This window comes from Alcaligenes sp. SDU_A2 (genome assembly GCF_038237375.1).
Taxonomy (GTDB): domain Bacteria; phylum Pseudomonadota; class Gammaproteobacteria; order Burkholderiales; family Burkholderiaceae_B; genus Alcaligenes.
Genome location: NZ_CP151273.1, coordinates 1,593,470 through 1,618,594, shown reverse-complemented (window position 1 = coordinate 1,618,594; position 25,125 = coordinate 1,593,470). Strand labels below are relative to the sequence as shown.

Sequence of the window (25,125 nt, the reverse complement as noted above, 5' to 3'; positions counted from 1 at the left end):
GCATCTTGTCAGTCCAAGGGACGATGGCGGCGCTGCCAAAATGGCTGACCAGCATAGCGCTGTTCCATGCCATACAAGGCATGTTGTGAATTCAGGTGATGCACCAGCCCCAGCAGATAGTCTTTTTCGTAACGATGCGCCGGCCCGGCATCGCCCTTGAGCAGCGCCAAAGCGGCGTCGGCCGATTGCACCCCGCTCCACAAGGCGGTGGCCAATCCTGTCGCAGCCAAAGGGTCCATCGTCGCCACGGCATCGCCGGCACGCAAGATTCGTCCCTGTACCACGCAAGAGGCCAGAGTGCTGGCCGCCGCCGATACGGTCGGCGTTACCTGGTCGAGCACGCAATCGATGCCCAGACTCTCCAAACGCACCCGAACGGCATCCGAACTGCGGGCCAAACCACTCCAGCAACCTGCATCTCGGCTCAACGATTCGGGCAGAAGATCGGCATCGGAAAACAAGGCCACCATCATGCGCTGCCCAGGCATGGGCGACATATACCACCACCCCAGCTCCACGGCTTCTACCAGCGAGGCAGACAAGGTCTGGACGTGCTCGGGCAGATCGAACACCCGCCACACGGCCACCAACCTATCCAGACGGCGACGCTCAGTCTGTGCATCGCTCGAAATAGCCGCCCGACCGGTGCAATCGATCAACGCCTGCCCTTGCAGCACGCTACCGTCGTCAAGCACGGCGCGCACGCCGTCGCTTAAAGACTCCACCCGCTGTACACGAGCACGTTGCGCCCCCTGAATGTCGCGCTGCAACCATTGCCCCAGCCTGTCCTCCAGACGCGCCTTATCCACCAGATAGCCCTGGCCATCTTCATCTTGCACGGTGCGCAGCCCGGCACTGCCCCATACCGAAAACCGCCCTTGGGAAGGCAGGGCGACCGTTGCGTCCAACGCCCCCGACCAGCCCAGCGCATTCAAAAATCGCACCCCGCGTTCGGACAAGGTTTCTCCCAACGCGGCCGGCGGCGCAGCGGCAGACACCCAGACAGGTTTGTGCCCTTGCATGCTCAGACGACGTGTCGCCACCATGCCGGCAATACCGGCACCCACAACAATAATCATGTACATTTCCCAAAAATCCGACCCGCCGGGCAGTCAGACAAACCGGCTGCGATCACGCAGAATCAACGGCGTGCCGCCGACGCCCGACACCTTGTACCACGACTTTGCAGCCCACCCAAAATGCACCTGTCATCCCTGTCAGCACAAAATGTGCCGTGCGCGCCGCGCGGGATGATGGAAACCCACGCCACCGGGAATGAATCAGGACGGAATCGCAAGCGATGCAAAAAAGGCAAACAGTCCGCCAGCCACCAGATACGGACCAAAATGCAAAGCCTGCCCGGCTTGCAAGCGCCCGCTCAGACGCAACAGCAAAGCCACCAACAGGCCAGAGGCGGACCCCACCAATATTACGGTAGGCAGCACCGGTGCCCCCAACCAGGCCCCCAGCGCCGCCAGCAGCTTAAAGTCGCCATAGCCCATGCCATGGCGGCCTGTGCCCATCAAAAAGGACTGATTCACCACCCACAGAATCGTATAGCCCAAGGCGGCCCCCAATACCGCCATCGGCAAGGAGGCAAACGTATCATCCAGATTGACCAGCAGCCCCAGCCAAAGCAAAGGCAGGGTCAGGCGATCAGGCAAATAACCGGTTTCCGCATCGATCCAGGCCAGCAGCATACCGCCTGCGATAAATAATAAAGCGGCCAGCAAAGCCGGCCTTAGTTGCAATTGCCATCCGGCCAACACCATCAACACCAGCGCTGCCAGCTGGAACCACGCCCGCCAGCGCTGATGGGACTGCTGCGAACGCTCCTGCAATGACGGCTCCAGTTCGACCGGCAACGCCCAGGCCAGACGCCGAGCCGGCCAAGCCAGCAGCAGGGCCACACCCACCGCCGCCAACATACCGGCCCATGCACCGCCCCATTGCATCCACATCATCGTCAGTCGTCCTTGAAATTGCTGATTGCGCCGTCACGCCCGAGGCGCAGAAGGGATGCTAGCAGAGGCCGACGACGCCCGGATGACCAGCAGGACTTTTTCGACCTGGATTGCCATCTTGCAGCAGACGGCAGTCTTTTGTTACCTGATTCACGGGCACGCAAACGCAAGGGTCGGCATAATGCGCCCAACACGCTTTGCCTATGAACGAACAAGGAAATACCTATGTCCCGCTGCGTTTCTCCTTCTCGCTTACGTCTTTTGAACCGCAGCCTGCTGGTCTTGGGATTGACCTGGTGCAGCACGGCAGCCCTGGCCGGCGACATCCAGACCATTACCCTATCGACCGCAGGCGTGGCCGAAATTGAACGCAGCGCCCAAACCGACAAAGAAGGGGCCCTGCATATTCGCGTGCCGCTTAACCAGGTGGACGACGTCCTCAAGACACTGACGGCCATCGACGGCACACACCGTATTGCCTCGGTTACACTCGCGGGCCTGGCTCCGCTGCAAGAAACTTTTGACAGCCTGCCCTTCTCGGCCGAGGATCTGCGCTCGCCCGCCGCCCTGGCCCATGCGCTGCGTGGCGTACAGGTCAAGGCCAGCTCCCAGGGACGCAACGTCAGCGGTGCGGTGCTGGGCGTGCAAAATTCGCCGCCGACACGCGACCGTGCAGCGCAGACTCTGCTGACCGTCTTGGCCGACAACGGCCAGATCCAAACACTGGAACTGGGCCCCGACGCCAATCTGGACGTACTCGATAGCGAGTTGCAGAAAAAGCTGCAGCGCGCCACCCAGGTGCTGGCCAGCCAGAGCAATGACCAGAGCCGCGACATTCATATTGTGCTGGACCAAGCCGGCCAAGGCCCGGCCCGTCTGTCCTACCTGATTCCTGCGCCGGTCTGGAAAAGCACGTACAGACTGATGCTCGATGGCGACAAAGCCCGCCTGCAGGCCTGGGCCGTGTTCGAGAACACCAGCGGCGAGGACTGGAAACAGGTCAAGGTGACATTAAGCTCGGGCTCGCCCGTCGTACTGCGCCAACGTCTGCTGGAACGCTACTGGAACCAGCGCCCCGAACTGCCCGTTGCCGTGGGCAGCGCCTTGGCTCCGGCCGCCGACACCCAATCGGCCATGCAACAGGCAAGGACAGCGCAAGGCGCTGCCCTGCAGGCCAAGGCAAGCGAACGCAGGATGGCCATGCCCGCCCCCATCGCGCCTGTGATGGCCGAAATGGCGCAGGACAGCGCCTGGGCCCAGCCCTACGGCCCGGAGGCGACCTCGCAGGCCCAGGAAAACCTGTCCAATGTCCGCTTCAGCCTGCCTCAAGCGCTGGATGTGCCGGCCGGACAGACCGTATCGGTTCCGTTTGTGGACACAGAACTGAAGGCCGACGCCCTGTCTGTCTACCGCAGCGGCCAGAGCAGCGATCATCCCACCGCCGCTATCTTGCTGGATAACCAGCAGGCCAATTCCTTGCCGCCGGGCATCATTACCGTTTTTGACCAGCGCAGCGGTCATGTGGGCGATGCCGAATTGGCCGGACTGCCGGCCGGCGAACAACGCCTGATCTACTTTGCACGCGACAACAAAGTGCAGGTGCGCGCCGAACAGACAGAGGAACACCGTCTGTCCCGCACCCGCGTGGCCGATGGCATCGCCCGCTCGGACTGGACCCGCATCCAGCACCACCGCTTTCAGATCAAAGGCGCAGCCGACCAGGATCGCCAGGTTCTGATTCAGTTGCCCCGCCAGGATGGATGGACACTGCAATCGGACGCGCACGACAGCGACACGGCGCAAGAACACCGCCTGCGGGTCAAGGTTCCTAAAGGCCAGACGGTGACCGTCACGGCGCAACTGAGCATTCAGGACCAGATGGAACTGAGCCTGGAGGATATCGACGAGAACCTGCTGACCCAATGGCGCGGCACGGGCATGGATACCGCCCAGGCCCAGCGCATGGACGAACTGATCGCGCTACGCCGTCAATTAAGCCAGGCGCAGGATCAGCAGAAGCAGACCCTACAAACGCTGGAGGAGACGGTCAGCGAACAGGAACGCATCCGCGCCAACCTGGCTGCAGTTACCGCGCAAAGCACGCTGGGACAGCGTTTTACCGAGCAACTGGCTGCGCAGGAAGACCAGATCGCCGCTCTGCGCACCACCTTGCAAGAGCGTCGCCAGGCAGTACACCAGGCACGCGACGCTTTCCAGAAGGCACTCTCGCAGTCTTGACGCGACAACGCGCCTAGCGAACGGGCAAATCCACCTGAACCTGATCCAGAAACGCGCGTATGGCATGACCATGCGCGCGTTCTTTCAGGCAATACACATATTCGTTCAGATGCACGGACACGTCGCTGATGCGCAGCGTGACGATCTCGGGGTGGGCGGGAACTTCCCGCAAAGGCAACAAACTGGCCCCCAAACCACAAACTATGGCCCAACAAATGGCCTCCCGGCTGCCGATCTCCAGCACCTGGCCAGGCTGCTGCCCGGCCTGCCGGAAAACTTGCAGACAGAGTTCTCGAGTCATGGAGCCGTTTTCTCGCATCAGAATCGTATGAGGGCAAAGCTCGGCAATACGCACCCGCTTGCGCGCGGCCAGCGGGTGATCGCGCCGTAAAACCACGACCAAGGGGTCCGAAGCCAGCAACACCCGGATGATACGTTCGTCGTCCACTAAAAATGACGAGGCAATGACATCCAACTGGTAATCGAGCAAGCTGCTGAGCACCCGTTGCGAGTTATCTATGCTCAACTTCATTTCCACACCTGGATAGGCTTGGTAAAACCGTCGTAACACATCCATGATGTAGTAAGGCCCCGTAGCACCGACTCGCACTTTGCCGCTTTTCAGATCACGCAGATCGCGCAGGCTGAAGTCGATCTGGGCCGCCTGCTGCATCAGCTCTTCGACCTGGGGCAGCAGACGTTCGCCTTGCTCACTTAGGTAAACTCCTTTGCCCTGTCGATAAAACAATTCTATGCCATAGCGCGCTTCCAACTGGCGCAGATGCGACGTGACGGTAGGCTGACTGATGCCCAGCATCTGCGCAGCCTTAGTAATAGAGCCACTATGGGCGATGGCGTGAAAAGACTTCAGTTCCAGAGCCAGCATGCTGCGACTCTCCCGCAAAACACTCGAAGTCCAAATTATCCGATTCTCGTATTACAGAAATTTTATGTTCTGTCATAGAGCCATCATGTACGGCTCACATACTGGCGGCCATGACCTACATGACAAGCCGGATTTCGGAATGAGCGCCACTGCCGCCTTTTTATCGATACAAGGACTGCACAAGCAGTTCGGTTCCTTTACCGCCCTGGACCAGGTCAGCCTGGACATACAGGCCGGCGAGCTGGTCTGCCTGCTGGGGCCTTCGGGCTGCGGCAAGACCACCTTGCTGCGCAGCATTGCCGGTCTGCAACGCGCCGACCGCGGTGCCATCATCATGGCGGGTCGGGATATCAGCCAGTTGCCGCCGCAGCAGCGCGATTACGGCATTTTGTTTCAGTCCTATGCCCTGTTCCCGAACCTGACCGTGGCGCAGAACATCGCCTATGGCCTGTCGCCACGCCGCAAGCTGGCCGAACAGGTGCAACTGCGCGTCTCGGAAATGCTGGATCTGGTCGGCTTGTCGGGCTCGGAAAACAAGTACCCGGCGCAACTGTCCGGTGGTCAGCAACAACGTGTCGCCCTGGCCCGCGCTCTGGCCCCCTCGCCCTCGCTGCTGCTGCTGGACGAGCCGATGTCGGCGCTGGATGCCCAGGTGCGTGAACGGCTGCGCGTAGAGCTGCGCGCCCTGCAAAAGCAATTGTCGATTACTACGCTGATGGTCACGCACGACCAGGAAGAAGCGATGGTGATGGCCGACCGGATCGCCGTCATGGACAAAGGCCGGCTGGTCCAGTTTGACCGCCCGCAGGCCCTATACCGGGCACCCGCCAACCCCTTTGTGGCCGGCTTTATCGGAGAGGCCAACTGGCTGCCCTATACGCCGCTGAACAGTTGTTCGGTCATGGTCGAGCGCGCCCGCCTGGATCTGGGCCAGGATGCGCCGGTCAAGCCAGGCCGCCTATTTATCCGCCCCGAAAATATCCGGGTGCTGGACTCGTCCAACCCCAATGGCATCGCCAACACGTTTCTGGCCGACATCGTGGACGGCATCTTCCTGGGCCGCCACTACAAGCTGACGCTGCGCCCCGAAGGCATGGATGGGCTGACCGTACAGGCCATCGTCAATCCGGAACAGGGCGACCGCCTGCTTGCCCCCTTGGCCGCGCGCCGTTGTCGCGTCCAGCTCCCCAGCGAGGCCCTGTATGCCCACGCCTGAACTGTCTACCGCCAGCCATAGCGGCGCAAGCCGCGCAACGGCCCTATCGCTCCCGCCTTCAGTCGTCGGCAAGCGATCCGCGCCACCCCTGACCCGGCAGCCTCTGCCTGTCTGGCTTGGGTTCGTGGCCCGCCGCTTCTTGACGCTCTCGCTGCTGGCGCTGCTCTTGCTGTTTCTGGCTCTGCCCATGTTGTTCATTCTGCTGCGCGCCGTTCAGGACGGCGACGGCAATCTGGTCGGCCTGAGCCAGTTCTGGAACATCGTCAGCGCTCCTGGCTTCATGAGCATGGTGGGCCGCAGCATTCTGGTCGGCGTGACCACGCTGAGCATTGTGATCCCGACAGCCTACGCCTTTGCCTTTGCCTTGCAACGCTGCTGCGTCCGGGGCGCAGGTCTGTTCCGGGCACTGGGCCTGCTGCCATTGTTGGCACCGTCGCTGATGCCCGGCCTGTCACTGATCTACCTGTTCGGCAACCAGGGGATTTTGCGCGACTGGATCGGTGGCCAGACCATTTATGGCTTCTGGGGCATTGTGCTGGGCGAAGCCTTCTATACGTTTCCCCATGCCCTGATGATTCTGGGCACCGGTCTGGCCCTGGCCGATGCGCGCCTGTATGACGCCGCCCGCGCCATGGGTGCCGGTGCCTGGCGCCGTTTCCTGACCGTTACCCTGCCGGCCAGCCGCTACGCCGTCTTTTCAGCCGCCTGCCTGGTCTTTACCCTGACCGTGACCGACTTCGGCGTTCCCAAGGTCGTGGGTGGTTCTTACAACGTGCTGGCGATGGAGGCCTACAAGGCCGTGGTCGGCCAGTTGCAGTTTTCCAAAGGGGCAGCCATCGGCATGCTGCTGCTGATACCCGCCGTGCTGACTTTTTTGCTGGACCGCCACCTGCGGTCCAGGGCCAGCACCCAGGCGCAAGGACAGTTAAGCGCCTACGTTCCGACCGCACACGCCCGCCGCGATCGCTTTTTTACGCTGATCCTGGTCGTGGTGTCCCTGGCCATCCTGACCATCGTGGGCATGGCGGTCTGGGCATCCTTGATCAAGTTCTGGCCCTACAACCTGAGCCTGTCGCTGAAATCCTACGACTTCGACAATATGGACGGCGGCGGCTGGCTGGCCTGGCGCAACAGCCTGTTCATGAGCCTGTGCACAGCACTGATCGGCTCTGCCCTGATCTTTCTGGGGGCCTGGATGCTGGAAAAGCTGCCGGCCACCGGGCGCTTTGAGCAAGGCCTGTACGGCGTGCTGCGCATGCTGGCCCTGACGCCGATGGCCATTCCCGGCCTGGTACTGGGCCTGGGCTACATCTTCTTTTTCAATCATCCGTCCAATCCGATGTCCGGCCTGTACGGCTCCATGGCCTTGCTGGTGCTGTGTACGGTCGTGCATATGTACACCAGCGCGCACCTGACCTTTGTCACCGCCCTGAAGTCCATCCCTGCCGAGCTGGAAGCCGCCGCTGCCTCCCTGAAGGCCCCTCGCCTGTCTACCCTGACCGGAGTGACCGTTCCCCTGTGCCTGCCTGCCCTGCTCTCGGTGGCCCGCTACTTGTTCGTCTCGGCCATGACGACCGTATCGGCGGTGGTGTTTCTGTACAGCCCTCAGACCGTCCTGGCCTCGGTGGCCGTCATGAACATGGACGACGCCGGTTTCATCGGCCCGGCCGCCGCCATGTGCACGCTGATCATGCTCAGCTCGGCTACGTTCTGCTTGCTGGTGCATCTGCTCAGCCGCGCCTCGCTGCGCCGCACACAGGCCTGGCGCACTTCTTCCCCTCTTTCTACGACACGATAGGATAGCCATGCAATCCCAGACCCCCTCCATCACCCGCCTGGACGGACGCCCAGACCCAGCTCCACGCCTGGAAGCCCTGATCTTTGACTGGGCCGGCACGCTGGTCGATTTTGGCTCCTTCGCCCCCACGCAGATCCTGGTCGAGGCCTTTGGTCGCTACGACCTGACGCTGAACCTGGAGCAGGCCCGCAGCGCCATGGGCATAGGCAAATGGGACCACATCAAGGCCATGCTGGCCCTGCCCGAAGTCCAGGCCCAATTCCAGGCCCTGCACCAACGCGAATCCGACGACAGCGATGTAGACCAGATCTACAACACGTTTTTGCCCTTGCAGACCGAGCGCGTGGGCGAATTTTCCGCCCCCATTCCCGGCGTGCGCGAAACCCTGTCGTGGGCGCGCCGCCAAGGCTTGAAGATCGGTTCCTGCTCGGGCTACCCGCGCATCGTTCTGGACAATCTGCTGCAACACGCCAATCAGCAACAAGTCTTTGTGGATTACCACGTCGCATTTGACGAAGTGCCGATGGCCCGCCCCTGGCCCGCCATGGCCCTGGAAAACGTGATCCGCCTGGAGATCAGCCAGGTCGCCGGCTGCGTGAAGATCGACGACACCCCTGTCGGGATCGAAGAAGGCCACGGTGCCGGCATGTGGACGGTCGGCCTGCTGCTCTCGGGCAACGCGGCCGGCCTGACCGAAGCCGAGTTTCTGGCCCTGGGCGAAACCGACAAAGAAGCCGCCCGCCAGCGTTCGGCCGCCACTTTTGCGCCTGTGCGCCCCCACTACCTGATCGATACCGTCGCCGATCTGCCGGCCGTTCTGGAGGACATCCAGCAGCGCCTGGCCGCCGGCCAACTACCGACTGACCCTATCCAATCCTGATGACCCTTTTCCGACACAACGGAGCTATCCGCATGAAAACCATTGTTTTGACTTCCCTGACCGCCGCTCTGATGGGCGCTGCCTCCCTGGCCCAGGCCGCCACAACGCTGACGGTCTACACCGCTCTGGAAGCCGACCAGTTGAAGGCCTACCAGGCCGCCTTCGAGAAAGCCAATCCCGACATCAAGATCCAGTGGGTGCGCGATTCCACCGGCATCATCACCGCCAAGCTGCTGGCCGAAAAGAACAACCCCAAGGCTGACGCCATCTGGGGTCTGGCCGGTTCCTCGCTGGGCCTGATGGCCAGCCAGGGCATGCTGCAGCCCTACGCCCCCAAAGGGCTGGAAAAAATCGACGCCAAAATGCGCGATGGCAACAATCCGCCCAGTTGGGTCGGCATGAACGGCTTTGCCGCCGCCCTGTGCGTGAACACGGTGGAAATGGAAAAGCAAAAGCTGCCCATGCCTACCTCCTGGGAAGACCTGACCAAACCTGTCTACGCCGGCAAGATCGTCATGCCTAACCCCGCTTCCTCGGGCACCGGCTTTCTGGACGTCAGCGCCTGGCTGCAACTGTTTGGCGAAGAAAAAGGCTGGGCCTTCATGGACGGTCTGCACAAAAACATCGGTGCTTACACCCACTCGGGTTCCAAGCCTTGCAATATGGCCGCCGCCGGTGAATACGCCATCGGCGTATCCTTTGACTACCGCGGTGCCCGCCTGAAAGAAGAAGGTGCCCCTCTGGAACTGGTGTTCCCCAAAGAAGGTCTGGGCTGGGAAATCGAAGCCACCGGCATCATGAAAGGCACCAAGAACCTGGAAGCCGCACAGAAACTGGCTGACTTCTCCGCCAGCGAAGAAGCCAACCACCTGTACAAGAGCAACTTCGCCGTGCTGGCCATTCCGGCCATCGCCACGGCCAACCCGCACCTGCCTGCCGATCTGAACAAGCGCCTGATCGACAATAACTTCGTGTGGGCCGCCGAAAACCGTGAACGCATCATCCAGGAATGGACCAAGCGTTACGACGGCAAATCGGAAGCCAAGAAGAAGTAATCATGACTCAACACTACGATGTCATCATCGTGGGGGGCGGCATCCTGGGCATGGCTCATGCCTGGGCGGCTGCCCGCCGCAAACTGAATGTGGCTGTATTTGAACGCAGCCACCAGGCCCAGGGTGCCACCATACGCAACTTCGGCCAGGTGCTGGTTACCGGCCAGGCACCGGGCATCATGATGGAGCTGGCACGCGAAAGCCACCCGCTATGGCTGGCTCTGGCCGCCCAGGCCGGCTTTCATGTGCGCAGCAATGGTTCGCTGGTGCTGGCGCGCAATCAGCTGGAAATGGACGTGCTGGCCGACTTCGCCCAGGACCGCGCCCAGAAGCTGGGGGTCGCCTGTCGCCTGCTGAATGGCCGTGAACTGGCCGGACTGTTTGAAGGTAGGCTGGCGCACCACCACGGCGCGCTGCAAGGCATGGACGATCTGCAGATCTATTCGCGCGATGCCTTGCCGGCCATCACCGCCAGCCTGCAGGCTATGGGTGTCACGGTCTACACCAACGCCCATGTCCACATCGCGCAGGAAGGTCGGGTCCAGAGCAATCTGGGCAATTTCAGCGCAGACAGCATCTATGTCTGCCCCGGCCACGACTACGTCAGCCTGCACCGCGAACTGCTGGCAACCGTCAAGCCTTCAGTCACCCGCCTGCAAATGCTCAAGGTGCGCGCCGTCGATGCCGGCTGGCAACTGGATCGTCCTTTGCTGACCGGGCTGTCCTGCCTGCACTACGGTGCCTTCAGCGATCTGCCGCTGGCCCAGACCTTGCGCGAACAGGTGCAGCAGCGCCACGGCACATTACTGGACCAAGGCATACACCTGCTGATCAGCCCAACCCCGGAGGGCGACCTGATCATCGGCGACTCGCACGACTACGGTCAGCAAGCCAGCCCGTTCAATCAGGAAGAAACCGACCAGTTGATGCTGGATCTGGCCCAGACCGTGCTGGGCTGCCGCGTCCAGGTTCTGCAGCGCTGGCAAGGCGTGTACGGTGCCAAAGGACCGGCACCGTTCTCGGTGCTGCAGGCAGACCCCACCACACAAGTGACGGTCATGCACACAGGTCTGGGCATGACCACGGGCCTGGCCATCGGTGAACGCAATGTGGCGGCCCGCTATGGAGACGCGGTGCAATAAGCGCCATACTTGAGTCGGATAAAACCGCAGACAGGCATGCCCCTCTTAGGCCGCGATACGCATCCGGCATAAGCGTTCAGGCAGAACTGACTGCGGTTTTTTTTAAGTCGCCACACGTGGCCGCTCGTAGACGACCCACAAGGCGATCAGCCCCAGCACCAGGCTGAATATGCCCACCCCCACCGCCACCAGCGCAATCAGCGCCAGGCCCAGAGCAAAGAAAAACCCCGGAAAGGCATAACGCCGCAACCAGACCGGACGCCTGGGCACCAGAAAAAGCCCGATGAACAAGGTCCAGGGCATCACCATGGTCCAGAACAGACCATCCATCAAGACTTCACGCATTACAGCTCCGTCAACGTACGCCACCCACCATCGGAAAACCAAGCCGGCCTGACGTGTGTGAACCGGCTACTACCCCGGGTGCGCAAGCGGCCGCTGCAAAGTGTACAACGCCCGCCGACGGAAAAGACACCGATCGATACAAAGCCTGCCAGCGGCTATGCGACAATCCCGTAGCCTCACAATCAGTGCATCCCGCATTCAACCACCCAAAGGAATAGCGATCATTATGCGAACTGTTTTACTGTGCGCCCTGCTCTCGGGCATGGCGGTCGGCACCGCCCAGGCAAACGCCTTGGAACTGGACGGCATTAACGTCCAGCGCACCATTCCCTGTCAGGGCCGGGACATCAACATCAGCGGCAATGCCAACAAGCTACAGCTGACCGGCCCATGCGGCCGCGTGGATGTGGCTGGTTCAGAGCATGTCATCACGCTGGAACGGGCAAACGCGCTGGATATAGGCGGGATCGAGCAAAAGATCAGCGCCGCCTCGGTCGGCGGGCTGATCGTCAGCGGTAGCGGGCACCGCATACAAAGCGCTGTGCAAGGCGCGCCGCTGGCGGCCATCGAGATTGACGGCGAAGGTCATGCCCTTGAGCTCGATCTGCGCGGCCCCAGCACCTTGACCATCGCCGGCATAGGCCAGCGGGTCGACTGGAGCGGCACGGAGCCGACGATATCCACGAGCGGTGCCGATCACCGGATCGAGCAGCACACAGGAAAAAACAAACCATGAATGCATCGCTGAACAGCGCAGACGGACACGCCTTCCAGACCTATGTCACCGGCGACGATCAGGCCAGGCGCGGCCTGATCGTTCTGCAAGAGATTTTCGGCGTCAATGCGCAGATACGTGACACCTGCGATCGCTTTGCGCAGCAAGGCTACCGAGTCATCGCGCCCGCCCTGTTTGACCGTCGCGAACGAGGGGTGGAATTGGACTACACCGCCCAGGGTGTCCAGCGCGGGCTGGAACTGCGCAATGCCATTCCTGTGGAGCAGACCCTGCTGGATCTGCAAAGCTGCATCCAGACACTGGATCTGGAACACATCGGCATTGTGGGCTACTGCTGGGGCGGCTCCTTGAGCTGGCAGGCGGCCTGCAAGCTGGACGGCCTGCAGGCCGCCAGTTGCTGGTATGGCAGCCAGATCGCCCAGGCGGCGCACCTGACGCCACGCATCCCTGTGCAAATGCACTTCGGCCAGCAGGACCACTCTATCCCCGCCAGCGCCGTGCAAACCATACGCAGCGCCCAGCCGCAGGCCGAAATCTACGAATACCCAGAAGCCGGTCACGGTTTCGGCTGCCAGCAACGCGCCGATTTCCACGCGCCGTCCTACGAACTGGCACAACAGCGCACGTTGGCGTTTTTTGACCGGCACCTGCGCTGATCGCGGTGTTCGTCTCGCCCGCCCGCGCCGGCAGGCGAGACGACGAATACAGAAATGTCAGTGAATGATTTTTCTCAGAAAATCCCGGGCGCGCTCTGATGTCGGCTGACTAAAAAAACTGTCTTTGTCAGATACTTCCACGATACGGCCCTGATCCATGAACACCACCCTGTCAGCGACCTTTCGGGCAAAGCCCATCTCGTGGGTCACCACCAGCATGGTCATACCCTCTTGGGCCAGCTCGATCATCACGGCCAGCACCTCGTTGACCATCTCCGGGTCCAGCGCCGAGGTCGGTTCGTCAAACAACATGATCTGCGGGTCCATCGACAAAGCGCGCGCAATCGCCACGCGTTGCTGCTGACCGCCCGACAACTGCGCCGGATGCTTATCGGCATGATCACGCAGACCTACCCGCTCCAGCAGAGCCAGGGCCTTTTGTTCGGCCTGGGCGGGTGTCCTGCCCAGCACTTTGACCTGTGCAATGCATAGATTCTCCAGCACGCTCAAGTGCGGGAACAGCTCGAAGTGCTGAAACACCATGCCGATCTTCGTGCGCAGAGCCGACATATCCTGCCCAGGAGCATGAATCGACTGGCCATTGAACAGGATCTCGCCCTCCTGGATATCTTCCAGGCCATTGATGGTTTTGATCAAGGTGGACTTGCCCGAGCCCGAGGGACCGCAAAACACCACCACCTCGCCTTTTTGCACCTGCACGCTGCACTGGGCCAGCGCCTGGAACTGGCCATACCACTTCGATACATTCTTGAGTTCAACCATGTCAGCGTCCTTGCTTGAATCAATCTGGCGCAAGCCAGCAACAAGACAGCGATTATCCATCAAGTCTGCCCGGCTGGCAGCCGCGATTTTCAACGCGGCTGCGATCCGCTAGAAGCGCACCCCCAATTGCACGCCCAGATCCATACTGTTCCAATCCTTACCATGATGGGTCTGCACGCCCAGGCCCAGGTCCGTGCGCGCGCCGATCTGCCAATCCACCCGCAGTTGCGTATTGATCCGATCACGGCCCAGCGCCACGCCTTGCTGCTCGAAACGCTGGCCGGGCACTCCCTGATAACTGGCCTGATAGGCGAACGCATTGCCGCCCAGGTCGCGCTCGTAGGTGACTGCGGCCGACAGACGCGCCGGGCGGCCCAGGCTCTGAAAATCGTAGACCGTTTTTACGCCGGCCCTGGCGGTCCACAGCGAACGCGCCACCGGCCCCAGAGCCAGGCTGAACACGCCGCCTTCTTCCTGAAGAGCGTTCTGACGTACATGCTGCCAGCCCAAACCCAATGAAGGGGTCACACTCCAGGATGTCCCCAGACTCCAGCGGCGCGCCGCGGACGCGCTGATCGACCAGGCACGTCCCCGTCCGTCGCCGCGCGCCGCCTCCCCGTCCTGACCAGTCCCCACCCAGCGGCGCGCGTGCTGGCGCAGATGCTGGTAACCCAACGCGCCCTGCACCCGCCAACCCTGTTCGTTCTGCCAAGCCGCCCCGGCGATCAGCGATTCACTGCGCACCGTACTGGACTGTGTTTGCGATTGCGCCGTCAAGGCCTCGGACCAGCGCATCGATTGGCGCCCTAGAGCCGCCCCCAAGGTCCAGCGATTGTCCAGACGGTGGCTGATACCAATTTGCGTGTCATCGGCCTTCAAGCGCCCATCCAACTCCTGGGGACGCCAGCGCGCATCGTGTCGGGACTGCGCGGCCCAGACACGGAAGGACAAGGCATCCATCCCCACCGGCACGGCCAGTTGGTTCATGAACAGCTCGCCATGTGCGCGATACTGGCGCGCCGCCAGTGCCAGTGCATTGGCATAGGTCGCCCCGCTGAGCGAGTACAGGACATCGGCCAGATCCTGGCCGCTACGCGTCATGTGCTGAATGCGCCCGGTGGCTTGACGCGCCTGCTGCACCGACGCCGTGCTCCCTATGTCATCGGACGGCGCACTCAGGCCGGCCACCACGGCGTCAAACGACTGGGCGCTGCGCAGCACGATATCGGCGGCCGGCCCATCCGCGCGCGCCGCCATCAAACCGCTGGCCGGGCGCGCCTGATAATGCAAGTCCACGCCACCAGGTCGGTACAGCACATCCTGACTGAGCAAGACCGATCCCTGATCCTGGATCTGGCTGAATCGACCCTGCACCTGGGCCGCCGTCAATACAGGTATCCATTGTCCCGCCTGACCGACAAAACCTACCCGCTGCCCCGAAAGACGCAAGGTGCCGTCCAGCTCGGCTTTGCCGCGCACGGCCAATACACTGCCCCACTGGGCATCCAGCACGGCTGCGGCACCCTGACTGTAATCACCCTGCACCGTCAGGCCGGCTCCGTGGCTATGCACCGTGCCCTGGTTGATGACCGAACCCGTGCTTCCTTGCCCGCCAAGTATGCCTGCCGGCCCGACCCGGACGGCAGAGCGCAAAGTACCGCTCACCCGCAATTCGCCCTGCTCGATCTGTGTTGCGCCGCTATAACTGTTCCGGCCTGTCAGCTCCAGCGTTCCTGCTCCCTGCTTGATCAACCCACCCGCACCCGAAATGGGATTGCTGAACACGTAGTGACCTGGCGTGACATCGGCACGCATATCGCCAAATGCCAACTGGGCCGGCCCGTTCATCGCCTTGGCTGCATCCAGACGCCCCCAGCCGAACAACTCGTCCACACCCGGCGCGCCAATATCGCTGGCCGTCGTCAACAAGGTCGTGCGCAAATTGTCATTGCTCATCCAGGGATATTTCTGCTTGATGGCCGCCGCCACCGCCGTTACAGCCGGCGCAGCAAACGAGGTTCCGCGATCATTCAGCAAGGCATAGTTTTCCCCTGTCGTAATCGCCACCCGAAAGGCAAACGGCGCAGCCAGGCACCAGGCACTGGCCGCACCACAAGCATTGGCCGAAGCCGGCAAGCTGACGTGACCATCGGCCTGTTCATGCACGCCGGTCACGGCTATCACTCCGCTTTGCAAGGCTGGATCGGCCAGCGGCAGTAAAGACAAGGCTCCAGGCTGGCTCTGGGCGTTATTGCCGACAGCCTGCACAATCAGCATGCCGCCCTGCACCAGATCCTGATAGGTTTTTAAATTGAATGCCTGCCGGCTGCGTACCAGCTCCGGAGTCGGTGCCGCCAAGGGGGCCACATTCCAGCTATTGTTGACGATCTGCACGCCCTGAGCCTGCAGATCGCGCATGGCCAACAAACCGGCCGATACCGACACGCTCTCCAACTGCCCGATCTGACGCGCTTGCAGACTGACGCCAGGCGCATACCCGCTCTGACTGCCGGCAAAACCATTGCCCACAATGACCTGGGCCACGCGCGCGCCGTGCTGGGCAGTATCGGCCTGGGCCGTTGCACCCGCCACCTGGCCCTGGTTATTAAACACCGCATAGCTGTCGATGCGCCCGGACAGCGCAGCATGATCGGGGTTGATCCCCGCATCGACCAAGCCCACTCGCACACCGCTGCCATCGTGGCCCTGACTCCATCCGGACACAAAGCTGCGATTGGCGCCCGCCGATTCGGCAGGGGGCACATCCGGCGCAGGTGGATCGGGGTCGAGCTGTCCCTGAATCCCCTCTCCCTGCCCCCCAGGCGGGCGGACCAATGGCGGCTGCCAAGTATCGTGCGTACCGCTCCCGCCGCCACCACCTCCACCTCCGCAAGCGGTCAGAGTCAGCAGGGCCAGCAAAACGGCCGAACGAAGAGAGGTACCTTTGAAAGACGGCATCACAATGTCCACATGTCAAGAAACGTAAAGGGACTCTAGCCAAGCCTTTCAGGCCATATTCCAACAAACTGAACAAGGAAAAGCGCTCTGTTCCGCGCCCAGCAGGACAAAGTGAGCAACGCCATTCAAACAAACAATAATTTTCTTTTATTTCAATATCTTGCGTTTGATTTGAATTATTGCAGTTTATTGCTTTTATGTGTTTTATGCGTTTTATTTGAAACCATTTACAGAGGCGCGGTTTAGACGCCAAAAAGCAGGCGTGCCGCACCATGCCATAATCCGTCTCTCTTCCTTTTTTGATCACGCCCCATGAACGAGCCCGGCAAGGATCTGCAAGCACTACTCGATACACCCATGCCTTACGGCAAGTACAAAGGCCGCATGCTGGCGGACCTGCCCGGCCACTACCTGAACTGGTTTGCGCGAGAAGGCTTTCCCCCCGGACGACTAGGGCAATTACTGGCCCTGGCTCATGAACTGGACCACAATGGCTTGCGTGAACTGCTTGTGCCGCTGCGCCGCCGCAAAACCGACTTGCTACTATAGAAGGCCTGACACCTACGCCATCCCAAGGAAGCCATGAACCACGACCTGTCCTCTTTCCCCATCACGCGCAAATGGCCTGCGCAGCATCCCGAACGCCTGCAGTTGTACTCTCTGCCCACCCCCAATGGCGTCAAAGTCTCAATCATGCTGGAAGAAGTAGGCTTGCCCTACGAGCCGCATCTGGTCAGCTTCGAGCGCAACGAACAGCTCAGCCCCGAGTTCATTTCGCTCAGCGCCAACAACAAGATTCCCGCGATCCTGGACCCCAACGGCCCCGACGGCCGTCCCCTGGCGCTGTTTGAATCCGGCGCCATCCTGATCTACCTGGCCGAGAAAACCGGCCAGTTGTTGCCCCAGGACCCCGCAGGCCGCTACCAGGCGCTGCAATGGCTGATGTTCCAGATGGGCGGAGCCGGCCCCATGTTCGGCCAATTAGGCTTTTTCCATAAATTTGCCGGTAAAGACTACGAAGACAAACGTCCACGCGACCGTTATGTCGCCGAATCACGCCGCCTGCTGGGCGTCATGGATCGGCATCTGGAAGGCAAAGACTGGATGATGGGGCAGGAATACTCCATTGCCGACATTGCGCTGTTTCCGTGGGTGCGTAACCTGATCGGCTTTTACGATGCCGGCGAACTGGTGCAATTTAAGGACTTCGACAACGTCGCCCGCGTCTTGCAGGCCTTTGTCAATCGTCCCGCTGTGCAGCGCGGCCTGAACATTCCCGCCCGCGATTAATAGCCGCCGCGCTCAAACCGTCAGCGGCAATAGCCCTGCCGGCAGACAGGTCATCACGGCCGCCGGGATGGCCTGTCCGTACAATCGCCCTCTGTTGTGTACAGCGAGAGCGACCTTGTCGCCCGCCCGGCTTGCCGTCGCATTAAAAAACCGTTCTGCCGCTTCAGGCAGACTACAGGCAAATCCACCAGCCCTGACGCGCAAGCCTTCCCGGCCCTGGACTTGGTTCCAGGGCTTTTTTTGGTTCTTCGAGAGATTTCGGGGATTCCTTCGCAATGGGCAGGCCTTTGGGCCAAACGGACAGAAACTCGGGTTCTCGCCAGGTCGGCCACAGCGGGTCGGCTTGGCGGGGTCCTTCGCCCTCTGTGGCCGACCTGGCGAGAACGGCACCGCTGTGCTTGGCCCAAGTGGCAGGACGTCCGTATACGTCGTACACGATATCAGCCATCCGCTTAATGGTCTGTTGGGTATGACTATGTATAGCCGGGGCGATGTCATCGATGTTTTGAGCCGTTCAAGGCGCAGCACGCTCGGACGGGGCGGGTCGGATGGCTTGCCGCAGGCGGGGCACGGGGACGGAGTGCAAGCGTCGTTCTGTTTGACGGCGGCGCTTGTTGCTTGTCCGGTGGACAAGCAACCCGCCGGAGTTAACGACGCGCCCGGCCATGTGGCCCGACCAGGGCACCGGCGCGCAGCGCCGGCAAGCCATCAGCTCCGTCCGAGCGTGCTGCGTCTTGAACGACGTCTTCAAAAAGCCAATTCCTCATCGACTGGAGGAATTGGCGCACGGGATTTTTTGAAGAACCAAACAAAGGTACGTCAAAGAATCCCGTGTGCTTGAGCAACCGCGAACCCGCTAATGCGTGCGCCCCCTGAACAGGAAAAAGCGATCGGCTATTTCCGCAGCACCCGCCCTTAGTTCTGGGGCAAAGGAATGAATTCCTGGTCGTCCTGCGGCGGCAGTGCGATACGGCCATTCTGCCAATCGTCCTTGGCCTGCTCGATCCGTTCCTTGCGCGAGGACACAAAATTCCACCAGATGTGGCGCGGTCCGACTGGTTCGCCACCCAACAGCATCAAGTGACTATCCAGCAACGCCACGATACGCGGCGCATCGCCCCGGGCAAACACCAGCATCTGACCGGCCTCGTAGCGCTGGCCCGCCACCTCCAGCCCGCCGCTACAGATATAGATGGCGCGCTCCTCGTGGCCACCAGGCAGCGGCACGGAATGTCCGGCCTGGGCACGCAGTTCGATGTAAAACAGTGGCGAATCAACATGCACGGGACTGGTCAAGCCCAAGGCCGAACCGGCAATCAGGCGACCTTGCAGACCGGCTTCGTGGATCAAAGGCAGACTTTGGGATGAATAATGCACAAAAGCCGGAGCCTGCTCTTCCTTGTTGTCCGGCAGCGCCACCCAGGCCTGTATGCCGTCCATGCGCCCGCCCTGCTGGCGGATGGGATCAAAGCGCTCCGAATGACTGATGCCCGAACCGGCCGTCATCCAGTTCAGGGCTCCCGGCGTAATATCCTGCTCCACGCCCAGGCTGTCCCTATGGGTGATGCTGCCCTCGAACAAATACGTCACGGTGGAAATGCCGATATGCGGATGCGGACGCACATCGGCATGTCGACCGACAGGACCGGCCAATTCCTGCGGCCCCATGCGGTCAAAGAAAATGAAGGGGCCGACCATGCGGCGCTGGCGAAAAGGGAGCACGCGCCCGACCTCGAAAGCACCGATGCTGTGCTGCCGCTGATTGATGACAAGTTCCACCATACGATGATCTCCTTGTACCTGTCCTGAACCGATCAGGCAGGTTATTTACGATACCGCCAACTGCGGGGTCTGAAAGCGCCGGTTATCCAGCACAGGCAGGATGCGCCGAGCATAAGCCAGCCGCTCCCTATCCAGATCCACCAGCAACAGAGTCGGCGTCTCGGCCGCCTGGGCCACGATCACCCCCAATGGGTCCACAACCAGGCTCTGACCGATATTGCGCTCTCCACATTCGCCCACCGCCACCACATAGGCCGTGTTTTCCAAGGCGCGCGCCGTCGTCAAAACCCGCCAGTGGTGTTCCTTGAGCGGACCTTTCAACCAGGCCGACGGAGCCAGCAGCACCTGTGCACCATCGATGCTCAAACGCCGCGCCAGTTCGGGAAAGCGCAGATCGTAACAGGTCATCAGCCCGACTTTCAGGCCGGCCACCTCGATCAAGGCTGGCACATCCTGGCCAGGCTGCACATAGGTCGACTCTTTGACCGAGAACGCATCGTACAGATGCAGCTTGTGATAGTGCGCTAACACTTGTCCGTCGTGCAGCACAACCAACGTATTCCAAACCTTGCCCGGCCCGGCTGGCGTATGGATGCAAAATACCACCGTCAGGTCGGTATCCCGGGTGGCAGCGCTCAGGCGCGTGACGAAATCGCCATCCAGCGCTTGGGCAGACTTGAGCACCAGCTCCGGATCAGCCACGTTGCGGGCCAGCACGCCTTCGGGCAAAACCAGCAACTGCGCACCGGCGCGCGTGGCCTGCTCGATCAGGCTCAGGCAACAATCCAGGTTTTCCTGCACATCCTTGGAAACGGCCATTTGGCCCAGTGCGACTTTCATGGCATTTCTCCTGTGATCCGACGCCTATGCATTCTAGCGCAGCGACCATTATGACAAGCCCTGCCAGCCCTTGTAGATCAGCCACAATCCGGTCAACAACAGAAAGAACTGCAACAAACCATAAAAAACATCGGTCTGTACCCGGCGTTGCAGATACACCCCCAGATAAACGCCTATCGGCACCCAGGGAGCCAATGCCAGACAAAGCCATAGATTGGCCGGACTGAACTGTCCGAGCCAGTAATACGGCGGCAGTTTCATTAAGTTGATCAACAAGAAAAAAATATTGGTGGTGGCAATATACGTTTCTTTATTCAGGCGCTGCGGCAAAAGATAGATCTGCAAGGGCGGCCCGCCGGCGTGCGAAACAAAACTGGTAAAGCCTGACAAGGTGGACCAGAATCCGCCTTTAAGCCAGTTTTTCGATAGCGCCCGATTGGCTCCTGCTGCGCGACGGCGGATATTCAAACAGGCATAGCCGACAGAAATCACGCCGATCAAAAGCAGAATATGCGCAGACTCAAACACATCGAAGGTCCACCAACCTAATGCCGTGCCAATGACCGCTCCTGGCAGGATGATGCGCAAATTAGACCAGTCCCACTTTCCAAAATACGCCTTCAAGCCAGTAAAGTCAGCCAGACACAGCAAGGGCAGCATAATTGCAGCCGCCTGCATCGGCGGCATGACCAGCAAGAGCAAAGGCAGGCTAAAGCCCCCCAGGCCACCGCCAAATCCGCCTTTGGATATGCCCAGCAACAGCACGGCCGGCACACCGGCCAGATAGAAGAGAGGGTCGGTCAGCATGGCTTTCGCCTTGAAAAAATGCTTGAATCAAATAAACCCGGCCTGCACCAGTATACGCCCGGACCTGATCAAAGCTGCTTTTTAGCTCGATCATCAATTCACTGATAATTGATGATTATAGAAAAAAGAATAAAAAAAACCCCTGATTTCTTTAAGGGAAACCAGGGGAAAGCTACCACAGGAAAATGATTGGACATATACGCATATCCAACATCTGCATTTTATATAAAACAGAAAAAAGTGTCTGCATAAGTTGATTCAATAAAATGATCTAGGCATTGAACAAAAACCGTGGTATTGCCTAGTACAAAACACGCTTAATTGCCAAAAAATATTCATATATGAAAATAAAATCAGATTTAACCTAGGGTTTTCCCTTGAGACAAATGATGCGAGTGCGCGACAATACCGGCTTTTCATCATTCGGCGCGGCCCGGTACGGTCGCCCTTTCTGGCTTGCACCATGCCCCCTTCCAACAACCGCCTACAACGCTCCTCCCGACAGATTCTGCTGGCTCTGCTGGCACTAGGTGTCGGCGGTTTCTCCATCGGCACCGGAGAGTTCGTCATCATGGGGCTGCTGCCCGATGTGGCCCGCGATCTGGACATCGACATTCCGGCTGCCGGACACCTGATCAGCGCCTATGCGCTGGGCGTGGTCATCGGCGCTCCGCTGTTGGCCGTTGCCGGTGCGCGCTGGCCCTGGCGCAGATTGCTGATTGCGCTAATGGGGGCCTATGCCGCCGGCAATCTGCTCACTGTCCTGGTCCCAGGGTACCTGCCCGTGCTGCTGGCCCGTTTTCTGGCCGGTTTTCCGCACGGCACTTACTTTGGCGTGGCCTCGTTGGTGGCTGCCAGCCTGGTGCCCCCACACAAACGGGCCCAGGCCGTCGCCTATGTCATGCTGGGCTTGACCGTCGCCACGCTGGCCGGGGTACCGCTGGCCACCGGCCTGGGTCAATGGCTGGGCTGGCGCGCCGCATTCGTCTTTGTCAGTCTGATCGCCGTGCTGGCTATGGCTCTGGTGCTACGTTTCGTGCCTTTCATGCCTGCCAACACACTGGCCAGCCCCTGGCGAGAGCTAGGGGCGCTGAAACGCAAGCAAGTCTGGCTGACCCTGGGCATAGGAGCCATCGGCTTTGGCGGCATGTTTTCGGTATTCAGCTATGTAAAACCCACCCTGATGGAACTGGCGGGCCTGTCGGCCAGCGCCATCCCCGTCGTCATGGCTTTGTTCGGAGCAGGCATGATCATCGGCAACCTGGTGGGCGCGCGTTACGCCGACCGCTATCTGGACCGCAGCATACGCATGGTGTTGATCTGGGCCGCCGGTGTGCTGCTGCTGTTCATGCTGACCGCGCATAGCCCTGTTCTAGGCCCGCTGAACATCGTATTGATCGGCACATTGGTCGCCTTGGGGCCGGCTTTGCAGATACGCCTGATGGATGTGGCCGGCGACGCCCAGACGCTGGCCGCCGCCTTGAATCATTCGGCCTTCAATCTGGCTAATGCCTTGGGCGCATGGCTGGGCGGCCTGACCGTATCGGCAGGCCTGGGCTGGACCTCGACCGCCTGGGTGGGCGCACTGCTGGCGCTGGGCGGATTAGGCATTCATGCCTGGTCGATGCGCTTGGCCATGACCACGCCACATCAACACTGAAACCGATGCGATCAGACACGGTGTGCTGGCCGCGCGGCCAGCACGCCAGCCCATATCATGCCCAATGTTACCAACAGGCACAGGCCCAAGGCCCATGCCCAATCGCCGAACACATCGTGCAAAGCACCAATCAGCGGCGGCCCGCAGGCAGCCAGCAAATAGCCGACACACTGCGCCATGCCTGACAAAGACGCTGCCTGCTGGGCCGAGGCCGAGCGCAAGCCGATCAAAGACAAAGCAACAATAAATACGCTGCCGCTGCCAAAGCCGAACAACAAGGACCAAAGCAACGACCACGAAGGCAACAGCAACAAGCCCAGCATCGTCAGTGTCTGCAAAGCGGCACCCGCAAACGCCACGGGTCGCTGATCCTGCAGACGGTTGAGCAATGGCAGCAACACCAGACCGGGTACCGCTGAGCACAACTGCATTAAGCCGTGTATCTGACCGGCCTGCTCGGGATCGAAGCCGTAACTGACCAGCATCGCCGGTAACCAGCTGGCAATCATGTAATACACCACCGAGTTCAAGCCCATGTACAAGGTAATGTGCCAGGCAAGAGGCAGCCGCCAAACCGACCCGGACACAGTCGCGGGCTTGGCCGAATCCGGCGGTGTCTGGCGAGAATCCGCCCCCAGCTGAGTCAGCCAGATCAGCACGCTGGCCAGGGCAATCACGCCGATGGCAAGGGATGACCAACGCCAGCTCTGCCCCGCCAGCTCGGCCAAAGGCACGGCAACAGCGGAATTAAGCGCTGCCACCAGCCCCATCACCAGAACATACAAAGAGGTGACAAAGGCGATGCGCTGCGGAAACTGCTGCTTGACCAAGGACGGCAGCAAAACATTGGCAATAGCAATTCCCATCGCCAGCAGCCCCATGCCTAGAAACAGCGCGATAGTGCCGCCCAACACACGCAGCAACACACCGGCCAGAATCAACACCGCCGCCAGAAACAAGGAACGGAACAGGCCCACGGCGCGGGCCAACGCCGCCGACAGCAAAGACACCACGGCAAAAATAAACAAAGGCATGGCCGTCAACAGGCCAGCCGCCGTGGCGTTTAGGGACAGATCCGCCTGAATCAATTCCAACAGCGGGGCGATACCCGTGACAGGCGCACGCAGATTGGCGGCAATCAATAAAACGCCCAGCAGAACCAGCATCGGTCGGGACGGCAGAAAAAAAGCAAGACGGGACATAAAGAGGGGCATGTTTTTCAGGATGCCTACACTCTAGCCGGTTTTTCAGTCGACGTAATCACGATATTATGCCAATTTATATCCGAAAACAGACAGCATGAACTTCGACCCCGACTCCTACGGCTGCCCGGCCTTCAGTATCAAGGTAGATATAGGCGGTTGCCCTGAAGAAGTGCCGCTGCACACGCACCGCAAGGGCCAGCTCATCATGACCCAGCATGGCGCGGTCACCTTTCAGGCCGACGACGGCTACTGGATGGTGCCGCCCGGCTGCGCCGTCTGGGTTCCCGGCGGCATACGGCACTGCAACCATGCCGCCGCCAATGCCTTGATTCATTTTCTGTTCATCGAGCCGGGGGCCGGCGCACTGCCCGATCACTGCTGCACGCTGGAGATCAGCCCCATGCTGCGCGAGATGATCATGCACCTGAGCAGCCTGGAACGGGACTACCCGGCCGACAGTTCCACGCATCGTCTGGTGCAGGTGCTGCTGGATACGCTGGCCGACATGCCCGCCCGACAATTGCACGTGCCACTGCCTGAAGACCCTACCTTGCAACACATCGCCCGCCAGATGCTGGCGGCACCCCACAAGCGCATCAGCATGGCGCAATGGGCCAGCCATGTTGCCATGAGCGAACGCACCCTGGCCCGACATATGCTAAAACACACAGGCATGACCTTCGGGCGCTGGCGTCATCAGCTGATGATGATGCTGGCCCTGCAAAAGCTGACCTCGGGCATGCCGGTCAAAAGCACGGCACAAGAGCTGGGCTACGGATCGACCAGCGCCTTTATTGCTGTATTCAAGTCCATTCTAGGCAGCACACCCAGTCGCTACCTCCACCAGACGCCTGCGCACCTGCACGGCCAACCCTAGAACTTAC

The 25,125-nt window shown here is 60.7% G+C and carries 22 protein-coding genes; 12 read left to right on the top strand and 10 right to left on the bottom strand.

Annotation, left to right across the window (positions count from 1 at the left end; all coding sequences use genetic code 11):
- Positions 1-8: 8 nt before the first annotated feature.
- Both AADW57_RS07560 and AADW57_RS07555 read right to left on the bottom strand, forming a co-directional pair.
- Positions 9-1,079, bottom strand: a complete 1,071-nt coding sequence (locus AADW57_RS07560; RefSeq protein ID WP_341669442.1) for an NAD(P)/FAD-dependent oxidoreductase — start codon at positions 1,077-1,079, stop codon at positions 9-11.
- Between the two features lie 201 nt (positions 1,080-1,280).
- Positions 1,281-1,964 (bottom strand): prepilin peptidase, encoded by a 684-nt coding sequence (locus AADW57_RS07555; RefSeq protein WP_341669441.1) that lies wholly within the window; start codon positions 1,962-1,964, stop codon positions 1,281-1,283.
- A gap of 225 nt (positions 1,965-2,189) precedes the next feature.
- On the opposite strand from AADW57_RS07555, the gene AADW57_RS07550 reads away from it, so the two are divergent.
- Complete coding sequence (locus AADW57_RS07550) at positions 2,190-4,202, top strand: DUF4139 domain-containing protein (protein WP_341669440.1); 2,013 nt, start codon at positions 2,190-2,192, stop codon at positions 4,200-4,202.
- A 13-nt stretch (positions 4,203-4,215) separates the two neighbouring features.
- Here the strand turns inward: AADW57_RS07550 and AADW57_RS07545 are convergent, their stop codons facing one another.
- Positions 4,216-5,088: a LysR substrate-binding domain-containing protein gene (locus AADW57_RS07545; protein WP_341669439.1), complete on the bottom strand. Its 873-nt coding sequence runs from the start codon at positions 5,086-5,088 to the stop codon at positions 4,216-4,218.
- Positions 5,089-5,227: 139 nt separating this feature from the next.
- Between AADW57_RS07545 and AADW57_RS07540 the strand changes: the two genes are divergently transcribed.
- From AADW57_RS07540 to AADW57_RS07520, 5 genes are read left to right on the top strand one after another with little or no spacing between them, the layout of a single operon-like run.
- The gene (locus AADW57_RS07540; RefSeq protein ID WP_341669438.1) at positions 5,228-6,304 is read left to right on the top strand and encodes a putative 2-aminoethylphosphonate ABC transporter ATP-binding protein; all 1,077 of its coding nucleotides are present in this window, start codon (positions 5,228-5,230) and stop codon (positions 6,302-6,304) included.
- Positions 6,291-8,102 (top strand): putative 2-aminoethylphosphonate ABC transporter permease subunit, encoded by a 1,812-nt coding sequence (locus tag AADW57_RS07535; RefSeq protein ID WP_341669437.1) that lies wholly within the window; start codon positions 6,291-6,293, stop codon positions 8,100-8,102. Before AADW57_RS07540 ends, AADW57_RS07535 begins: the two co-directional genes overlap by 14 nt.
- Positions 8,103-8,109: 7 nt before the next feature.
- Positions 8,110-8,982, top strand: coding sequence for a phosphonoacetaldehyde hydrolase (gene phnX / locus AADW57_RS07530; protein ID WP_341669436.1), 873 nt, complete (start codon positions 8,110-8,112; stop codon positions 8,980-8,982).
- A 32-nt stretch (positions 8,983-9,014) separates the two neighbouring features.
- A complete protein-coding gene (locus AADW57_RS07525) occupies positions 9,015-10,037 on the top strand; it encodes a putative 2-aminoethylphosphonate ABC transporter substrate-binding protein (protein WP_341669435.1) in 1,023 nt (340 codons plus the stop codon).
- A 2-nt stretch (positions 10,038-10,039) separates the two neighbouring features.
- Entirely contained in the window at positions 10,040-11,179 is a 1,140-nt protein-coding gene (locus AADW57_RS07520; protein ID WP_341669434.1) for a TIGR03364 family FAD-dependent oxidoreductase, read from the top strand.
- 102 nt (positions 11,180-11,281) lie between these two features.
- Here the strand turns inward: AADW57_RS07520 and AADW57_RS07515 are convergent, their stop codons facing one another.
- Complete coding sequence (locus tag AADW57_RS07515; RefSeq protein WP_341669433.1) at positions 11,282-11,524, bottom strand: hypothetical protein; 243 nt, start codon at positions 11,522-11,524, stop codon at positions 11,282-11,284.
- A 226-nt stretch (positions 11,525-11,750) separates the two neighbouring features.
- Here AADW57_RS07515 and AADW57_RS07510 point away from each other — a divergent pair, with 226 nt between their 5' ends.
- Positions 11,751-12,260, top strand: coding sequence for a DUF3060 domain-containing protein (locus tag AADW57_RS07510; RefSeq protein ID WP_341669432.1), 510 nt, complete (start codon positions 11,751-11,753; stop codon positions 12,258-12,260).
- Positions 12,257-12,916, top strand: a complete 660-nt coding sequence (locus AADW57_RS07505) for a dienelactone hydrolase family protein (protein WP_341669431.1) — start codon at positions 12,257-12,259, stop codon at positions 12,914-12,916. The genes AADW57_RS07510 and AADW57_RS07505 overlap by 4 nt, the downstream gene beginning before the upstream one ends.
- Before the next feature lie 57 nt (positions 12,917-12,973).
- Here AADW57_RS07505 and AADW57_RS07500 read toward each other — a convergent pair whose 3' ends face one another.
- Together AADW57_RS07500 and AADW57_RS07495 are read right to left on the bottom strand one after the other, a co-directional pair.
- Entirely contained in the window at positions 12,974-13,699 is a 726-nt protein-coding gene (locus tag AADW57_RS07500) for an amino acid ABC transporter ATP-binding protein (protein ID WP_341669430.1), read from the bottom strand.
- Positions 13,700-13,807: 108 nt separating this feature from the next.
- Positions 13,808-16,657: a S8 family serine peptidase gene (locus AADW57_RS07495; protein WP_341669429.1), complete on the bottom strand. Its 2,850-nt coding sequence runs from the start codon at positions 16,655-16,657 to the stop codon at positions 13,808-13,810.
- A gap of 312 nt (positions 16,658-16,969) precedes the next feature.
- Here AADW57_RS07495 and AADW57_RS07490 point away from each other — a divergent pair, with 312 nt between their 5' ends.
- Together AADW57_RS07490 and AADW57_RS07485 are read left to right on the top strand one after the other, a co-directional pair.
- Complete coding sequence (locus tag AADW57_RS07490; RefSeq protein WP_341669428.1) at positions 16,970-17,206, top strand: DUF3820 family protein; 237 nt, start codon at positions 16,970-16,972, stop codon at positions 17,204-17,206.
- Positions 17,207-17,239: 33 nt separating this feature from the next.
- Positions 17,240-17,947: a glutathione binding-like protein gene (locus AADW57_RS07485; protein ID WP_341669427.1), complete on the top strand. Its 708-nt coding sequence runs from the start codon at positions 17,240-17,242 to the stop codon at positions 17,945-17,947.
- Positions 17,948-18,862: 915 nt separating this feature from the next.
- Here AADW57_RS07485 and AADW57_RS07480 read toward each other — a convergent pair.
- From AADW57_RS07480 to AADW57_RS07470, 3 genes are read right to left on the bottom strand one after another with little or no spacing between them, the layout of a single operon-like run.
- On the bottom strand, positions 18,863-19,729 hold the full coding sequence (locus AADW57_RS07480) for a pirin family protein (RefSeq protein WP_341669426.1): 867 nt from the start codon (positions 19,727-19,729) through the stop codon (positions 18,863-18,865).
- 45 nt (positions 19,730-19,774) lie between these two features.
- Positions 19,775-20,569 (bottom strand): deaminated glutathione amidase, encoded by a 795-nt coding sequence (locus tag AADW57_RS07475; protein ID WP_341669425.1) that lies wholly within the window; start codon positions 20,567-20,569, stop codon positions 19,775-19,777.
- Positions 20,570-20,617: 48 nt separating this feature from the next.
- Complete coding sequence (locus AADW57_RS07470) at positions 20,618-21,376, bottom strand: sulfite exporter TauE/SafE family protein (protein ID WP_341669424.1); 759 nt, start codon at positions 21,374-21,376, stop codon at positions 20,618-20,620.
- Positions 21,377-21,839: 463 nt separating this feature from the next.
- On the opposite strand from AADW57_RS07470, the gene AADW57_RS07465 reads away from it, so the two are divergent.
- Entirely contained in the window at positions 21,840-23,036 is a 1,197-nt protein-coding gene (locus AADW57_RS07465; protein WP_341669423.1) for an MFS transporter, read from the top strand.
- Positions 23,037-23,047: 11 nt separating this feature from the next.
- On the opposite strand, the gene AADW57_RS07460 is transcribed toward AADW57_RS07465, so the two are convergent.
- The gene (locus AADW57_RS07460; RefSeq protein WP_341669422.1) at positions 23,048-24,238 is read right to left on the bottom strand and encodes an MFS transporter; all 1,191 of its coding nucleotides are present in this window, start codon (positions 24,236-24,238) and stop codon (positions 23,048-23,050) included.
- 97 nt (positions 24,239-24,335) lie between these two features.
- On the opposite strand from AADW57_RS07460, the gene AADW57_RS07455 reads away from it, so the two are divergent.
- Entirely contained in the window at positions 24,336-25,118 is a 783-nt protein-coding gene (locus AADW57_RS07455; RefSeq protein WP_341669421.1) for an AraC family transcriptional regulator, read from the top strand.
- Positions 25,119-25,125 lie beyond the last annotated feature (7 nt).

Bases quoted from the DNA above. Each gene is read 5' to 3' on its own strand.
- AADW57_RS07560 (WP_341669442.1), bottom strand. From the start codon at position 1,079: ATGATTATTGTTGTGGGTGCCGGTATTGCCGGCATGGTGGCGACACGT.
- AADW57_RS07555 (WP_341669441.1), bottom strand. From the start codon at position 1,964: ATGATGTGGATGCAATGGGGCGGTGCATGGGCCGGTATGTTGGCGGCG.
- AADW57_RS07550 (WP_341669440.1), top strand. From the start codon at position 2,190: ATGTCCCGCTGCGTTTCTCCTTCTCGCTTACGTCTTTTGAACCGCAGC.
- AADW57_RS07545 (WP_341669439.1), bottom strand. From the start codon at position 5,088: ATGCTGGCTCTGGAACTGAAGTCTTTTCACGCCATCGCCCATAGTGGC.
- AADW57_RS07540 (WP_341669438.1), top strand. From the start codon at position 5,228: ATGAGCGCCACTGCCGCCTTTTTATCGATACAAGGACTGCACAAGCAG.
- AADW57_RS07535 (WP_341669437.1), top strand. From the start codon at position 6,291: ATGCCCACGCCTGAACTGTCTACCGCCAGCCATAGCGGCGCAAGCCGC.
- phnX (WP_341669436.1), top strand. From the start codon at position 8,110: ATGCAATCCCAGACCCCCTCCATCACCCGCCTGGACGGACGCCCAGAC.
- AADW57_RS07525 (WP_341669435.1), top strand. From the start codon at position 9,015: ATGAAAACCATTGTTTTGACTTCCCTGACCGCCGCTCTGATGGGCGCT.
- AADW57_RS07520 (WP_341669434.1), top strand. From the start codon at position 10,040: ATGACTCAACACTACGATGTCATCATCGTGGGGGGCGGCATCCTGGGC.
- AADW57_RS07515 (WP_341669433.1), bottom strand. From the start codon at position 11,524: ATGCGTGAAGTCTTGATGGATGGTCTGTTCTGGACCATGGTGATGCCC.
- AADW57_RS07510 (WP_341669432.1), top strand. From the start codon at position 11,751: ATGCGAACTGTTTTACTGTGCGCCCTGCTCTCGGGCATGGCGGTCGGC.
- AADW57_RS07505 (WP_341669431.1), top strand. From the start codon at position 12,257: ATGAATGCATCGCTGAACAGCGCAGACGGACACGCCTTCCAGACCTAT.
- AADW57_RS07500 (WP_341669430.1), bottom strand. From the start codon at position 13,699: ATGGTTGAACTCAAGAATGTATCGAAGTGGTATGGCCAGTTCCAGGCG.
- AADW57_RS07495 (WP_341669429.1), bottom strand. From the start codon at position 16,657: ATGCCGTCTTTCAAAGGTACCTCTCTTCGTTCGGCCGTTTTGCTGGCC.
- AADW57_RS07490 (WP_341669428.1), top strand. From the start codon at position 16,970: ATGAACGAGCCCGGCAAGGATCTGCAAGCACTACTCGATACACCCATG.
- AADW57_RS07485 (WP_341669427.1), top strand. From the start codon at position 17,240: ATGAACCACGACCTGTCCTCTTTCCCCATCACGCGCAAATGGCCTGCG.
- AADW57_RS07480 (WP_341669426.1), bottom strand. From the start codon at position 19,729: ATGGTGGAACTTGTCATCAATCAGCGGCAGCACAGCATCGGTGCTTTC.
- AADW57_RS07475 (WP_341669425.1), bottom strand. From the start codon at position 20,569: ATGAAAGTCGCACTGGGCCAAATGGCCGTTTCCAAGGATGTGCAGGAA.
- AADW57_RS07470 (WP_341669424.1), bottom strand. From the start codon at position 21,376: ATGCTGACCGACCCTCTCTTCTATCTGGCCGGTGTGCCGGCCGTGCTG.
- AADW57_RS07465 (WP_341669423.1), top strand. From the start codon at position 21,840: ATGCCCCCTTCCAACAACCGCCTACAACGCTCCTCCCGACAGATTCTG.
- AADW57_RS07460 (WP_341669422.1), bottom strand. From the start codon at position 24,238: ATGTCCCGTCTTGCTTTTTTTCTGCCGTCCCGACCGATGCTGGTTCTG.
- AADW57_RS07455 (WP_341669421.1), top strand. From the start codon at position 24,336: ATGAACTTCGACCCCGACTCCTACGGCTGCCCGGCCTTCAGTATCAAG.